This window comes from Porticoccus sp. GXU_MW_L64, assembly GCF_052983295.1.
The window spans coordinates 209,163-223,992 of the sequence record NZ_JBRKJK010000004.1 but is presented as its reverse complement, the minus strand read 5'-3'; the positions used below and the strand labels follow the sequence as shown (position 1 = coordinate 223,992).

The 14,830-nt window shown below is 55.7% G+C and carries 11 protein-coding genes; 5 read left to right on the top strand and 6 right to left on the bottom strand.

Annotated features, from left to right (window positions below):
* Nucleotides 1–209: 209 nt before the first annotated feature.
* The 5 genes from ACVBEJ_RS04195 to ACVBEJ_RS04175 form a co-directional block, all read right to left on the bottom strand.
* On the bottom strand, nt 210–1,235 hold the full coding sequence (locus ACVBEJ_RS04195) for a methyltransferase (RefSeq protein ID WP_447128348.1): 1,026 nt from the start codon (nt 1,233–1,235) through the stop codon (nt 210–212).
* A 43-nt stretch (nt 1,236–1,278) separates the two neighbouring features.
* Entirely contained in the window at nt 1,279–1,995 is a 717-nt protein-coding gene (gene rsuA / locus ACVBEJ_RS04190; RefSeq protein ID WP_447128347.1) for a 16S rRNA pseudouridine(516) synthase RsuA, read from the bottom strand.
* A 79-nt stretch (nt 1,996–2,074) separates the two neighbouring features.
* Nucleotides 2,075–3,085: a porphobilinogen synthase gene (gene hemB, locus ACVBEJ_RS04185; protein WP_447128346.1), complete on the bottom strand. Its 1,011-nt coding sequence runs from the start codon at nt 3,083–3,085 to the stop codon at nt 2,075–2,077.
* Nucleotides 3,086–3,179: 94 nt separating this feature from the next.
* The gene (gene hemL, locus ACVBEJ_RS04180) at nt 3,180–4,460 is read right to left on the bottom strand and encodes a glutamate-1-semialdehyde 2,1-aminomutase (protein ID WP_447128345.1); all 1,281 of its coding nucleotides are present in this window, start codon (nt 4,458–4,460) and stop codon (nt 3,180–3,182) included.
* 163 nt (nt 4,461–4,623) lie between these two features.
* Entirely contained in the window at nt 4,624–7,875 is a 3,252-nt protein-coding gene (locus ACVBEJ_RS04175) for a S41 family peptidase (RefSeq protein ID WP_447128344.1), read from the bottom strand.
* Between the two features lie 251 nt (nt 7,876–8,126).
* Between ACVBEJ_RS04175 and uvrD the strand changes: the two genes are divergently transcribed.
* The gene (gene uvrD, locus ACVBEJ_RS04170) at nt 8,127–10,295 is read left to right on the top strand and encodes a DNA helicase II (protein WP_447128343.1); all 2,169 of its coding nucleotides are present in this window, start codon (nt 8,127–8,129) and stop codon (nt 10,293–10,295) included.
* A 122-nt stretch (nt 10,296–10,417) separates the two neighbouring features.
* Entirely contained in the window at nt 10,418–11,524 is a 1,107-nt protein-coding gene (locus ACVBEJ_RS04165) for a TRAP transporter substrate-binding protein (RefSeq protein WP_447128342.1), read from the top strand.
* Between the two features lie 154 nt (nt 11,525–11,678).
* Here the strand turns inward: ACVBEJ_RS04165 and yihA are convergent, their stop codons facing one another.
* Complete coding sequence (gene yihA / locus ACVBEJ_RS04160; RefSeq protein ID WP_447128341.1) at nt 11,679–12,281, bottom strand: ribosome biogenesis GTP-binding protein YihA/YsxC; 603 nt, start codon at nt 12,279–12,281, stop codon at nt 11,679–11,681.
* Between the two features lie 155 nt (nt 12,282–12,436).
* Here yihA and ACVBEJ_RS04155 point away from each other — a divergent pair, with 155 nt between their 5' ends.
* The 3 genes from ACVBEJ_RS04155 (at nt 12,437) to ACVBEJ_RS04145 (ending at nt 14,556) form a co-directional block, all read left to right on the top strand.
* Complete coding sequence (locus ACVBEJ_RS04155) at nt 12,437–13,108, top strand: c-type cytochrome (protein ID WP_447128340.1); 672 nt, start codon at nt 12,437–12,439, stop codon at nt 13,106–13,108.
* Nucleotides 13,105–13,758 carry a thiol:disulfide interchange protein DsbA/DsbL gene (locus ACVBEJ_RS04150; protein WP_447128339.1) on the top strand — a complete coding sequence of 218 codons (654 nt, stop codon included), beginning with the start codon at nt 13,105–13,107 and terminating at the stop codon, nt 13,756–13,758. The genes ACVBEJ_RS04155 and ACVBEJ_RS04150 overlap by 4 nt, the downstream gene beginning before the upstream one ends.
* Before the next feature lie 153 nt (nt 13,759–13,911).
* Complete coding sequence (locus tag ACVBEJ_RS04145) at nt 13,912–14,556, top strand: thiol:disulfide interchange protein DsbA/DsbL (protein ID WP_447128338.1); 645 nt, start codon at nt 13,912–13,914, stop codon at nt 14,554–14,556.
* Nucleotides 14,557–14,830 lie beyond the last annotated feature (274 nt).

Sequence of the window (14,830 nt, the reverse complement as noted above, 5' to 3'; positions counted from 1 at the left end):
AGAGTAAGCCGAGCCGGGAAAAATGTAAGAAAACGCCAAGCCACAGAAGATGATTTCAAGTGTATTGAAGATTGGCGTGCTGCTCATAGAGCTGTTTTAAATGCCGCGGATTCAACTTCGAAGTGCATTTAGAAATTATTTTTCTGATGCAAAAGATTTTGTTAGATTGCTAACGAAAACAAGGAACGCATTGCTGAAAGAAGTTAAAGCTAATACACCTCCACTAACTTAAAACTCCGGTTCTCCGCAACAACTTCCACCGAATCAAAAATCTTCGCCGCCTTCTGTGGTAATGGTACAAAGCTGTTCACCACAAATAATCCCTTGCCGCTGCGCCGTAGCACGCGTTTGGTGGTGGCGAGGAATTTATCGGTTAGCCGACCATCGCTGACAAATCCCTGGTGAAAAGGTGGATTGCAGAGCACGATGTTGAATCGCTCTTGAATATTGTTGCCGGCATCGTCGGCGATCACTTCTCCGGCAATACTTAACTCTTCAAAATTTTTTTGGCAAGCAGTCAGTGCGGCGGCGTTATTGTCGGTGGCGACGATTCGCGAAAATCCATATTTTTGTGCGCAGGCAGCGATATAGCCGTAACCGCAGCCCAGGTCTAACAGGCTGGTATTTTCTGGCAGATGTCTTAAAAACTGTGGTAGATGTTCCACCAAAAAATGGCTGCCTTTATCGATTTTCTCCCAACCAAAAATTCCGGGTTTGCTCAATAGCGTGCGGCTTTCACATTGGATGGTTGGCCGTAGTTGGGAATAGTTTTTATCGTCTAATCTTTCGCCGCAGTGACTTGAATCTTTGCGAATATAGACGGTATAGCTGTTGCCATTTTTTTCGATATGACTATCGTGTTGAAAATAGTCTCCGGATTTTTTTGCGTAGGTTTTAATGCCGTCGTTTTTTTCGCCGCAAAGAATCAGTTCGCCACCTTGTTGGAGCAAGTGGAATGCCGAGTTAATCAGGTGGTGGACGATGGATTTTTCCTTGGAAACGCGATACAGAATTTTTTCAAAATGGTCCGAGGGAAAAGCGCTGGTGTCGAAGTCGTTAAAGTGGGTGTTGACTCCTGCGGCTTGTGACTGTTGCCAGATGTCGTAGCGGTTGGTGAGCAGGGTGACGTTGCTGCTGGCCAGTGATGCAAAAGGTGCATCCGGCAGGTTTTCGTCAGCGATCAACAAAGTGGGACCGGTGGTTTGGCGAAATTCGTAAAATAGCTGGTTTGTCATTTTATTTCTGTTGAGATCCTTCGCTATGCTCAGGATGACGGTTTTAAAGTGCAGAGTTAATTTCTGTTTCTGTTAATGGTCGGTAGTCGCCCGGTTTCATATCCGTATCCAGCACTATAGTGCCTATACGTTCACGGTGCAGCGCCGTTACCCGGTTTCCCACAGCGGCAAACATGCGTTTTACCTGGTGGTACTTGCCTTCGCTGATGCTGAGTCTGGCTTCGGTGGCGGAGAGCATTTGCAATTGTGCGGGCCGGGTGCGGCGTTTTTCGTGGTTGAGCCAGATACCTTTGGCAAATTTGTGGGTGACTTTTTCCACCTCTGCCAGTGGCTCTGCCAGTTGTGCCCGGTAGGTTTTCTGGCAGTCGCTTTTGGGGGAGGTCAGCGCGTGGTTCCACTGGCCGTCGTCGGTAATCAGCAACAGGCCGGTGGCGTCAATATCCAGGCGGCCAGCGATTTGCAGTTGCTGGCTGCGGGGTTCGTCTACCAGTAAGTCGATAGCGGTGGGGTGTTCGCTGTCTTTGCTGGCGGATACATAGCCCGCAGGTTTGTAGAGCATGAAGTAGCGCAGCCCCGGCTGGCTGATGTGGTTGCCATGGAGGGTGACGTGGCTGCTTTTATCAACCGTTTGCGCGGGGTTGCTGGCGGTGATGCCGTCCACTTGTACTTCCCCCGCCTTGATCTGTTTTTTGATCTCGGCGCGGGAATAGTCGCTGGCGTTGGAAAGGTATTTGTCGAGGCGCATGGTGTGTTGGCTCATGTCATCCTGAGCGCAGCGAAGGATCTCTGTGCCTGCCGGAGATGGGAGATTCTTCGCTGCGCTCAGAATGACAGGCTGGTTAGCTGTTCAACAACTCCGCCGCATCTTTGGCAAAGTAGGTCAAAATTCCATCTGCACCGGCCCGTTTAAAGGTCAGCAGCGATTCCATCATTACCGCGTCTTTGTCCAGCCAGCCGTTTTGTACGGCGGCCATGTGCATGGCGTATTCGCCGCTCACCTGGTAGGCGAAGGTGGGGGCGCCCAGTTCGTCTTTTACCCGCCGCAGCACGTCCAGGTAGGGCATGCCCGGTTTCACCATAATCATGTCGGCGCCTTCTGCCAGGTCGAGGGCACATTCGTGCAGGGCTTCGTCGCTGTTGGCCGGGTCCATCTGGTAGCTGTGTTTGTCGCCGCCTTTGATATTGCCCGCCGAGCCAACCGCATCGCGGAATGGGCCGTAGTAGCTGCTGGCGTATTTGGCGGAGTAGGCCATGATTTTGGTGTTTACGTGGCCGCATTGCTCCAGCATGGCGCGGATATCACCGATGCGGCCATCCATCATATCGGAGGGGGCGACGATGTCCGCCCCCGCTTCGGCGTGGGAAAGCGCCTGGGCGATCAGTGCTTCTACGGTGGTGTCGTTGAGTACGTAGCCATTGTTATCAATGATGCCGTCCTGACCATGAGTGGTGAACGGGTCCAGTGCCACGTCGGTGATTACGCCCATTTCCGGCACGGCATCTTTCAGGGCTTTGACGGCACGTTGGGCAATACCGTTGGGGTTCCAGGCTTCTTCGGCGTTTTCGCTTTTGTGTTGTTGGGGTGTCACCGGAAACAGCGCCATGGCGGGAATGCCCAGCCCGGCCAGGTGTTTGGCTTCTTTTACCAGCAGGTCGATGCTCAGGCGTTCGACGCCGGGCATGGAGGCAATGGCCTGACGCTGGTTGTCGCCGTCGAGCACAAACACCGGGTAGATCAGGTCGTCCGGGGTGACCCGATTTTCCCGCACCAGACGGCGCACAAAGTCGGCGCTGCGATTGCGGCGCATGCGGGTGGTGGGGAAGTGACGAGGGGGGATTTGGTTGGGCATGGGTTTTTCCTTTGTGGTGCGTAGGGTGGATTAGCGCAGCGTAATCCACCGTCCTGAGTGTGGTGGATTACGCTGCGCTAATCCACCCTACGGCCTACAAGTTACTAAAGACCTTTTCTGCCGCACTCAGAGTAAATTGCACGTCTTCGTCGCTAATGGCCGCCGACATAAAGCCCGCTTCGTAGCTGGCCGGGGCCAGGTATACGCCCTGTTGCAACATGCCGTGGAAGAAGCGGTTAAAGCGTTCGGTGTCGCAGGCCATCACCTGCTGGTAGTTACTTACCTGTTTGGCATCGGTAAAAAACAGCCCGAACATGGTGCCGATATGGTTGGTGGTAAACGGAATATTGGCGGCTGCGGCCCGCTCTTTTAACCCGGAGATCAGAGTGTTGGTGCGCTCAAACAGGGGGCCGTGGAAATCCGGCTGGCTCACCCGTTCGAGTGTGGCCAGGCCAGCGGCCATGGCCACCGGGTTGCCGGACAGGGTGCCCGCCTGGTACACCGGGCCCAGCGGGGCGATGTGCTCCATGATGTGCCGCTTGCCGCCAAAGGCGCCCACGGGCATGCCGCCGCCGATCACTTTGCCCAAGGTGATCAAGTCGGCGTCGATGTTGTAGTGACCCGTGGCTCCGGTGCGGCTGACCCGAAAGCCGGTCATCACTTCGTCGATAATCAACAGGGTGCCGCTGTTGCTGCACTGTTCTCTCAAGGTGTCCAGAAAGCCGGGCAGCGGCGGAATGCAGCTCATATTGCCCGCCACCGGTTCCAGAATCACACAGGCCACTTGCTCGCCCAGTTCTGCAAAGGCCTGTTTTACGCCGTCCATATCGTTGTAGGTGAGGGTGATGGTGTGCTCTGCCAGCGCCGCCGGCACGCCGGGGGAGGTGGGCACGCCCATGGTGAGGGCGCCTGAGCCCGCTTTGATCAGCAGGGAGTCGGAATGGCCGTGGTAGCAGCCTTCAAATTTGATGATCTTGTCGCGCCCGGTGTAACCGCGGGCCAGGCGGATGGCGCTCATGGTGGCTTCGGTGCCGGAGTTGACCATGCGCACCATGTCCATACCCGGCACCAGTTGGCAGACTTTGTTCGCCAGCTGGGTTTCCAGCTCGGTGGGGGCGCCGAAGGTGAGGCCTTTGTCCAGCTGGTTGCGAATGGCATCCAGCACTTGTGGGTGGCCGTGGCCAAGGATCATCGGTCCCCAGGATTGCACGTAGTCCACATAGCGATTGCCGTCGGCGTCGTACAGGTAGGCGCCGTCGGCGCGCTCAAAGAATACCGGGGTACCGCCCACGGCGCGGAAGGCGCGAACCGGGGAATTAACTCCGCCGGGGATGTGTTGTTGGGCGGCGTCGAACAATTGTTGCGAGCGTTGCATGGCAATCCTTTCGGGTGATGGCAGAAAGGGCTGAATTATCGCAACTTGGCGGGGTAAAGGCCATTCTTTAGGAAACAGGAAACAGGAAACAGGAAACAGGAAACAGCCACAGCGCGGTCTGCTGTGAGCTGTTACCTGTAGCGCGAAGCGCGTCCTGTAACCTTTATTTCACCGTTTCCAACAACACTTTCACCGCTTTTTCAATTTGCGGGTCGCGACCATTGGCCATGGCGTTGGGGTCGTTGTTGATCAGGTGGTCGGGTACCAGGTCGCGGTTTTCCTGCAGGTTGCCGTTAGTGTCCAGCATGCCAATCTGGGGGATGCCGAAGGTCACGTCGCCGCTGATCATGGTGTCCCACCATACCGCTGTGCCTGTGGCGGGAACCGGCATGCCGATTACCGGGCCTATGCCCAGCAGCTGGTAGCTGTGTGGGAACAGGTAGGCATCGGAGTAATTGCCTTCGCCGGCAACCACCGCAGATGGCTTGTACCACTTGGCGATTGGTTCGGAGCCAATGCGACGGCCACGGGGGAAGAAGTCGTAGTATTTCTTGCCAGACAGCAGGGTGTTCAGGTCGTCGTGTAGCCAGCCGCCACCGTTAAAGCGGGTGTCGACAATCAAGGCCTCTTTTTTCACATTGCGGCCCAGTACCTCGGAGTAGGTTTCCTGGAACGACGGCGTGTTCATGCCCTTTACGTGTACGTAGCCCAGTTTGCCTTTCGACAGCTTTTCCACCAGGTTGCGACGATTTTTTACCCAGCGCTGGTAGCGCAGTTCCAGTTCTGACCGAAACGGCATGGCTTTTACGGCCTGCTCGAACGATTTGGGTTCTTTCTTGCCTGCTTTGGGGTTGGTTACCGTCAGCAAGACTCTTTTGCCTGCCTTGTGGTTCAGCAACGCGTAGTAGTTGCTGTTGGCGTTGATTTGCTGGCCGTTGATGGCGCTGATAATCATGCCCGCTTCAATTTTGTTGTCTTTGCTGAGCAGTGGGCTTTTATCGATGATCTCGGCAATTTTGATGCCGTCGCCGCGGTAGCCGTAGTTGGGAATAATGCCCAGTGCGGCGGTTTGGTCAGCCTGGCCATTGCCTCTGGAGCGATAGCGAGCGCCGGTGTGGGACGCGTTCAGTTCACCCAGCATTTCGCTGAGAACATCGGCAAAGTCCTGATTGTTGTTAATGTTGTCCAGTTTGGGCAGGTATTCTTGTTTGTAAAAGTCCCAGTCTACGCCGTGCAGGTCTTTCACGTAGAACTTGTCCCGCGCCTGACGCCAGGCGTGCTCGAACATGTAGCTGCGTTCGTCGGCCGCGTTCAGCTCAAACTCGGCGGCGTAGGCAACCGGTTTGGGAGCGCCGTTGCCCAGGGTGATTTTGCGGATGCTGCCATCGGCAATCACAAACAGGGTTTTGCCGTCTTTGGACATTCTCATGCCAGCTTGTTTGGCGCCCAGCTTGTTCAGCGGTTTGGTGCTGTTTTCATCGAAGTCGCGCACCCACAGGTCAAAGCCTTTTTCGAACTTGGCCAGGTAGTACAGTTTGCGGCCGTCTTTGCTCAGCAGGCCCATGCCCAGCTCCGCTGCGTGCAGGGTAAGGCGGGCGCGACGGTCTTCGATGTTGGCCAGGTCGATATCAATGGTTTTGGCTTTTGGTTCTTTGTCCTTTTTATCCTTGTCTTTTTTGTCGTCTTTCTTTTTGCTGCTATCGCTTTTTTTACTGTCTTTTTCAGCCTCTTTTTTGAGGGCGTATTCTTCCTTGTTGAGTTTGAATTTGTCCCAGCTGTCCTGGTTCAGGAATACCCCGTAGACATCCATTTCCGAACCCCAGCTGCCGTGGTTGCGGCGGCCGTGTTTGGCGGTCATCCAGGTAATGGCGTTGCCGTTCATCGCCCATTGAGGGGCCACATCCGCATAGCCGGACTGGGTGAGGTTGATGGGTGCCTTTTTGCCTGATACATCGATCAGGCCAATCTCTGTAATCCAGCGACCATCGATGTAACTGGCGGCAAGCCACTTGCTGTCTGGTGACCAGGAAAAGGAAATGTCGCCATCGCTGTAGGAGTAGTTGTACTTTTCCTTGAGCACGGTGCGGCTTTTGCCGTTGGCCAGGTTGAGCACTTTGATAGTGTCGCGGTTGGACAGGTACGCCACTTCTTTGCCATCCGGTGAATAGGCGGGCTGAAAGGTTTCTTCGCTGTTGGCCAACAGGGTTTTCTCGGTCAGCTTGAGGGCGTTGTAAAAGTACTTCTGATCTTTGCTGGCCAGAGAGCTTTGATAGAGGTTCCAGCTTTTATTGCGCTCGCCCGCGTATATCAGGCTGCGGCCATCCGGGGAGAACGACACAGAGCGTTCCATTTCCGGGGTGTTGGTGATGCGGCGAGTGGTGGGGTATTCGGTGGAGGTGACATACACATCGCCACGGACAACAACGGCCACTTCTTTGCCGTTGGGGGAAATGGCGAATTCAGTGGCTCCACTGCCCATAACGGCCCGCTGGATGGGGTTTGTCTTGTCATCGTTATTGATGGCAATGGCCAGCTTTTGTGGTTGGCCCCCGTCTGCCAGACGGTAAATGGAGCCGTGATAGCCGTACACAAGGTTGCCGCTGTTGTCTGCTGACAGAAAGCGCACCGGGTGGTGTTTGTGGTCGGTTACCTGGGTGGCTTTACCGCTCGCCAGGTTTTGCTGCCACACATTCATGGTGCCGCTGCGTTCGCTGGTAAAGTAGAAGCTCTGTTCGTCGTTGCTCCAGAGCGGGTTGCGGTCTTCACCCAGCCAGTGAGTCTGCTGGCTGTATTTGCCGGATTTGGTGTCGTACAGCCAGATATCGCGGGTTACCGAGGAGCGGTGGCGTTTGCGGAACTGATCCTCGTAGCCTTTTTTGTCCTGGTACAGAAACTTGTCGCCAGCGCGGTTGTAGCGGGCTTTCTCCGCGACAATGGTGGTTACTTGGCGGGGGGTGTCGCCGCTCAGGTTGACGCTGTAGGTTTCTTCCAGTCGGCCGCTGGGGAATTGGGTGTTTTGTACCGAGTCCATGCGCAGGGAGGTGAACAGTACGCTGCTGCCATCGGCGCTGAAATCACTGGGAATGTCAGGCGAGGAGTGGTGGGTAAGGCGTTTTACGCCACCGCCGTTGGCGTTCATCACAAAAATATCAAAGTTGCCGTAGCGGTTTGAGGCAAAGGCCAGCTTTTTGCCGTCTCGGGACCACACCGGGTAACTGTCATAGGCACTGTGGCTGGTTAGTGCGGTGGCGGTGCCGCCGTTGCTGTTTACCACATAGATGTCGCCGTGGTGAGTGAAGGCGACTTTGCTGCCATCCGGTGATACCGCCGGGTTGCGATACCATTCGCTGTCGGCGGCCTGGGCGGTTACGGCGCCCAGTGCCAGGGCAGAAGCCAGAAGTGATTTCAATGTCATGGAGCTACCTCTCCTCGGTTTTTGTGCAGGTATTTTTTTGAAGGCTCAAGAATATAAACGAGCGAAACTGCCCAAGCCCCCATTAAAGTTCAAATTATTTCGCGAAACTTTACATAAAGGCTGCCTTGTACATCGGGCTTTCCACATAATGGCGGCGGCCAGGGTGACGTACGGATCAATAGCAGTAAAAAAGACAATCGGTTGTTTTACTGTATATAAATCCAGTTTGCAGCAATGTTAGAATCCAGCCCATGGATGTTACTTCGATACTCGACCAACTCAACCCGGCTCAGCGGGAGGCAGTTTCCAGCAACGACGCCAACCTGCTGGTGCTGGCGGGGGCGGGCTCTGGCAAAACCCGGGTGCTGGTGCACCGCATCGCCTGGCTGATTCAGGTGGAACACGTCTCCCCCTACGAAATCCTGGCGGTGACCTTTACCAACAAGGCCGCCCGGGAAATGCGCGAGCGCATCGACGCTCTGCTGCCCATGCCCCCCAGTGGTATGTGGGTGGGCACTTTTCACGGCCTGGCCCACCGCCTGTTGAAAACTCACTGGCGCGAGGCCAACCTGCCGGAGAGCTTTCAGATTCTCGATTCAGACGATCAACAGCGGGTGGTGAAGCGGGTCAGCGCAACCCTGGGGCTGGACGACAGTCGCTGGCCAGCGCGCCAAAGCCAGTGGTTTATCAATGCCCAGAAAGACGAAGGCCTGCGCCCGCAGCATATTCAGCACAGTGGTGACCCCCATCTGACCATGATGGTAAAGATTTACAGCGCCTATGAAGAAGCCTGCCAACGTGGAGGCATGGTGGATTTTGGTGAGTTGCTGCTGCGCGCCCACGAATTGTGGCTCAATCACCCGGAGCTGTTGCAGCATTACCAGAACCGTTTTCGTCATATTCTGGTGGACGAATTTCAAGACACCAACAGCATCCAGTACGCCTGGCTGCGGCTGTTGGCAGGTAGCGATGCCTGCGTGACTGCGGTGGGTGACGACGACCAGTCCATTTACGGTTGGCGCGGCGCCAAAGTGGAAAATATTCGCAACTTCAGCCGGGATTTCAGCAATGCAAAGGTTGTAAAGCTGGAGCAGAACTACCGTTCCACCGGCAATATCCTCAATGCCGCCAATGCGGTGATTGCCCGCAACAGCGAACGGTTGGGCAAAAATCTCTGGACCGACGGCGCCGATGGTGAGTTGATCTCCCTGTACGCCGGTTTTAACGAACACGACGAAGCGCGCTTTATCGGCGACCGCATTCAGGCCTGGGTGAAGGATGGCAACAGCCACAGCGATGCGGCCATTCTGTACCGCTCCAACGCGCAATCGCGGGTGCTGGAGGAGGCGCTGCTGCGGGCGGGCATTCCCTATCGCATCTACGGCGGGCAAAAATTCTACGAGCGCCTGGAAATTCGCAATGCCCTGGCCTACTTGCGGCTGTTGCTCAACCGTCATGACGATGCGGCCTTTGAGCGAGTGGTGAATGTGCCGCCCCGTGCCATTGGTGACAAAACCGTGCAAGCGTTGCGGGATGCGGCTCGCGCCAGCGGCCAATCCCTGTGGCGCACTGCCAGGAGCGCCGTGGCGCAAGGCCAGCTCACCGCCCGCGCGGGCAATGCAGTGGCGGGTTTTTTGACCCTGATCGATCAGCTGGATGGCGACAGCGAGGCATTGCCTCTGCACGAAGTGGCGGATCATGTTCTCGCCCGAAGTGGCCTGGTGGAATACCACGGCAAAGAAAAGGGCGAGCGCGGCCAGGCGCGGGTGGATAACCTCAAAGAGCTGATCAGCGCGTGCAAGGGTTTTCGTCCGCAAGACCCGGAAGGGTCGGTTCTGGGGCAGTTCCTCGACGAAGCGGCGCTGGACGCTGGCGAACGTCAGGCGGATGACGGCCAGTCTGCGGTACAAATGATGACCCTGCACTCCGCCAAAGGGCTGGAATTCCCACTGGTGTTTGTGGCGGGCATGGAGGAAAATCTGTTTCCCCACCGCATGAGCATCGAAGAACCGGGGCGCCTGGATGAGGAGCGTCGCCTGGCCTACGTGGGCATTACCCGGGCCATGGAAAAGCTGTACCTGACGTTTGCTGAAAGCCGCCAACTGTACGGCAGTGAGAGCTTTAATTCTGTGTCCCGCTTTGTGCGGGATATTCCCGGCGAATATCTGGAAGAAGTGCGCCTCAGCAGCCAGGTACGCCGCCCCACCAGCTACGCCAAAGCCGCCAGCGCCCCGCGCTTTTCCGACAGCGGTGCCGATACCGGCTTAAACCTGGGGCAGCGCGTACAGCACAAAGTTTTTGGTGAAGGTACAGTGCTTAACTTTGAAGGCAGTGGCAGCCATGCCCGGGTGCAGGTAAATTTTGAGGCGGAAGGCAATAAATGGCTGGTGTTGGCCTATGCCAATTTGGAGGCAGTTTGAATTTCCCGTCATCGCGAGCGCAGCGCGGCGATCTCGTCCAGTATGGCAGAGTGCTGATGGAGATTGCCGCGTCGCTGCGCTCCCCGCAATGACAGCAGAGATAACAAAGATCGGTGAATGAAATGAAACTACAAATAATGAAACTATTGCTGGCTACTACGCTGGTTGGTTTTCTGGCCAGCTGTGGTGGCAAAGAGAGCCCTCAAGGGGAAGCTGCCGTTCAGCCCCAAAAAGTCTACAAGTGGAAAATGGTCACCACCTGGCCAAAGAATTTCCCCGGCTTGGGTACGGCACCGGAAAAGTTCGCCAAGATGGTGGACGATATGTCCAATGGCCGCCTGAAAATCAAAGTGTACGGCGCCGGCCAACTGGTGCCCGCATTGGAGGTATTTGATGCGGTGTCCCGTGGCACGGCGGAAATGGGCCACGGTGCCGCCTATTACTGGAAGGGCAAGGCGCCGGCAGCGGTTCTTTTTGCCACCTACCCCTTCGGTCTCAATGCTCAGGAGCTCAATGGCTGGCTGCATTACGGCGGTGGCCTGGAGCTGTGGCGCGAGCTGTACGAACCTTTTAACCTGGTGCCCTACGCCGGCGGCAACACCGGGGTGCAAATGGGCGGTTGGTACAACCGGGAAATCAACAGCCTGGAAGATTTAAAGGGCCTGAAAATGCGAATGCCCGGCCTGGGCGGTGAAGTGATCAAACGCGCTGGCGCAGAAGCGGTGAATATCCCCGGTGGTGAACTGTTCACCTCCATGCAAACCGGCGTAATTGACGCCACCGAATGGGTGGGCCCCGCCAACGACCTGGCGTTCAGCTTTCATCAAGTAGCCAAGTATTACTACTACCCCGGCTGGCAGGAACCGGGCCCGGCGCTGGAAATTATTGTCAATAAAGACAAACTGGAAACCCTGCCCGCGGATTTGCAAGCCATTGTCGAGGTGGCCGCCCGCGCCGCCAGTACCGACATGCTGGACAGCTACACCGCCACTAATGCCGGTGCCCTGGATGCCCTGGTTAATGAACAGGGTGTAGAAGTCCGCCCGCTGCCAGACGATGTACTGAAAGAGCTGTATCGCATCAGTGAACAAGTGCTGCAAGAACAATCCGCCGCCGACCCCATGTTTGCCAAAGTCTACAAATCCATTAACGACTACCGCACCCAGGTGCGTAAGTACCACAAGCTCACCGAGCAGGAATACTACCGGGTGAGGGATTTGGATAAATAAGACCGCTACGGGCTTCGGGCAGTGTGTAGAAGGTGCCACCCGTCATTCTGAGCGCAGCGAAGACAAATTGGCTTTCCTGCCAATTTGTCTTCGCTGCGCTCAGAATGACAATTTCGCTCGATCTGCTCGCCCCCGAAGCCCGCCGCACGTAGCTTTATTCCTCTAACCACCGTCGCAGTACAGACTCCAGCTCTTTCAATCCATCCTTTTTTGGCGCTGAAAAAGTCTGCACACTGATGTTGTTATCCAGTCCCAGCTGCTTCAGTTCTTTGCGTACCTTCTGCAAGGTGTTCTGCCCCGGCCCGCGTTTCAGTTTGTCTGCTTTGGTGAGCAGGATGTGGGTGGGCATGTTGGCGTCGGCGGCCCATGTCACCATTTGCAGGTCGTAGGGTTGCAGGGGATGGCGAATGTCCATCAGTAATACCAGGCCGCGCAGGGAGCGGCGTTCCTGCAGGTATTCTGCCAGGTTGCGATCCCAGCGTTCTTTCATGGCTTTGGGTACTTTGGCAAAGCCGTAGCCGGGCAGGTCTACCAATCGCTGGCTGTCGCTGAGCTGAAAAAAATTGATCAGTTGGGTGCGCCCCGGTGTTTTACTGGTGCGGGCCAACTTGTGGTTGTCGGTGAGGGTATTGAGCGCGCTGGATTTGCCCGCGTTGGAACGGCCCGCAAACGCCACTTCGCTGCCCTTGTCGGAGGGGCATTGGGCCAGTGTGGGGGAGCTTTGGGTAAAGGTGGCGCAAGTAAAACTCAGTGACATTCGCAAGCCCTTGGTACTGTTGGCGATGCAAGCTATAATGCGCCGCCAAGCCGGTGGAAAACCGCTGCGATAATAACCCAGATGACCGCACTGATGGTGTTTGTTGCGCCAAATACTGTGCGACCAGGTCACTCGCAAAATCATAAGGTTCGTACATGAAGCAGGTTCTTAACAACACAATTGCGGCTGTCACTATTGCTATGGGTCTTGCGGTGGCACCGCTGACCCAGGCCGATGGCGACGCTGCTGCGGGTAAAACCAAGTCCGCTGCCTGTGCAGCGTGCCATGCAGAAACCGGCAATAGCCTGAGCCCGGCATTTCCGAAAATTGCCGGCCTCGGTGAAAAATATCTGCTCAAACAAATGAAAGACATTCAGTCCGGTGACCGCGAGGTGCCAGAAATGGCGGGTCAACTGGATGCCATGAGCGAGCAGGATCTGGCCGATATTGCCGCTTACTACGCCGGTAATCCCATGCAGATATCCGGTGCCAGGGAAAAAGACTGGCCCTTGGAAGAACTGGGCAGTGCGGAATTTCTGGCTCTTGGCGAGCAGGTGTTCCGCGCCGGCAACATGGAAACCAACGTCCCCGCTTGCACGGGCTGTCATTCACCCACAGGCCAGGGCAACGGTCCCGCCGGTTACCCCAAGTTAGGTGGCCAGTTTGCTGACTATCTGGTGAAGCAGCTGAAAGCGTTCCGCAGCAACGCCCGCACTAACGATGGCGATACCCGCATTATGCGCGATGTGGCGGCCAATATGAGCGACAAGGAAATCGAAGCAGTGGCCAACTATATTTCCGGCTTGCACCTGGGGGCAGCTGAGTGATTGCTCTGCGTTTGCAAAAAAGGCAGCTTCGGCTGCCTTTTTTGTTGCTGCTGTGGGTGTACCTGTGGTTTTCCGCTGCAGCAACCGGGGCGGATCAATTCCAGGCCGGTGTGCACTACCGGGTGTTGCCAGAGCCGGTGGCCACTGCCGATCCCAAACGGACGGAAGTGGTAGAGGTGTTCTGGTATGGCTGCCACCACTGCTATCGCTTTACCACTCGTATTCGCCAGTGGGCTGCGCAGCTGCCCGACGATGTGCAATTTGTACGTATGCCCGCCATCTGGCACCCCAAAATGGCGCTGCACGCCCAGGCGTACTTCGCCGCCGAGGAGCTTGGAGTGCTCGACGCAATGCACCCCAAGCTGTTTGATGCCATTCATACCAAAGGCAAGAAGCTGGACAGTGAATACGAGATTTACCAACAGTTTGTGGCTGCCGGCGTCGAGGAAGATGCTTTCAACCGCAGTTTTAACAGTTTTCGGGTGCGCAGCCGAATATTGCGTGCGGAACAGCGCAGCCGCCAGTACCTTGTCATCTCAACCCCCTGCATGGTCGTTAACGGCAAATACCTGGTGACCGTTGAGGGCGCTGGCAGCCGCGAGAAAATGCTCGATGTGGTGGAGTTCCTGCTGGCCCGTGAGAACAATTAATATTTCATCAATTTAATTTTGTCGAGCTCACTGGTGCAGTGCCCACAGCACTACCAAGGTGTTAAATGGTGTTAAAGCGAATTGACGCCGCCCGGGTAGCAGGTAAGATAGCGTTTTTTTGAACTATGCCGTGCAAGGTTTTGGAGGGAGTAAATGGGTAAGTTATTTTCCATATTTTTTTCTGTGGCTGTGATGACCCTGGCCATAGGTTGCCATGCAGACAGTGGTGAAAAATTTGAGGCGGGCAAGCACTACTTTGTACTGCCACAACCGGTGCGCACCAGCGACCCGAAGAAGATCGAAGTGGCGGAAGTGTTTTGGTACGGCTGTCCCCACTGTTTTCAGTACACCACCCAGGTGGAAGAGTGGGCCAATGGCCTGCAAGATGATGTCACCTTTGTGCGCAACCCCTCTACCCTGGGGCGTAAAACCTCCGAAATTCACACCCGTGCGTACTACGCTGCCAAGGCCATGGGCAATCTGGACGAGATGCACGGCAAATTGTTCTCCGCCTATCACGTCAAGCAAAATCGCCTGAGGAACGAACGCGAAATCAGTGACGTATTCCTGGAGGCCGGTGTGGAGCGCGATCAGTTCAGCAGTGTATTCAACTCTTTTGGCGTGATCAGCCAGTCCATGCAGGCCCAGTCGCGGGTTACGGGATATCGGGTAACCGGTACGCCCTGTATTATCGTCAATGGCAAATACCGCATTACCGGGGAATCCGCCGGTAGCAACGAAGGCATGCTGGCAGTGGCGGAATTCCTGATTGATAAAGAGCGTCAGGCAAAAAAATAGGTTATATCACTGCTGTCCCATAAATTTTGAGCCCAGAGTTCCTAAATCGTGAGAAATACAAGGGTGTCAAAGGGTTTAAGTTCTCAGCAGACATGAATCGGGTCTTGCTTGCTGTGACGCGCCGTGAACCCATCCCTGGGGGCTCGAGGCCAGCATCCATGCTGGCCACGGTCACAGCAAGCAAGACCCGATTCATGTTGTTCGAGTTTGTGGGACAGCAATGAGGTTATATACATATATTTATGTCTGATACCCGCAGTTGCTGACGCGCTGC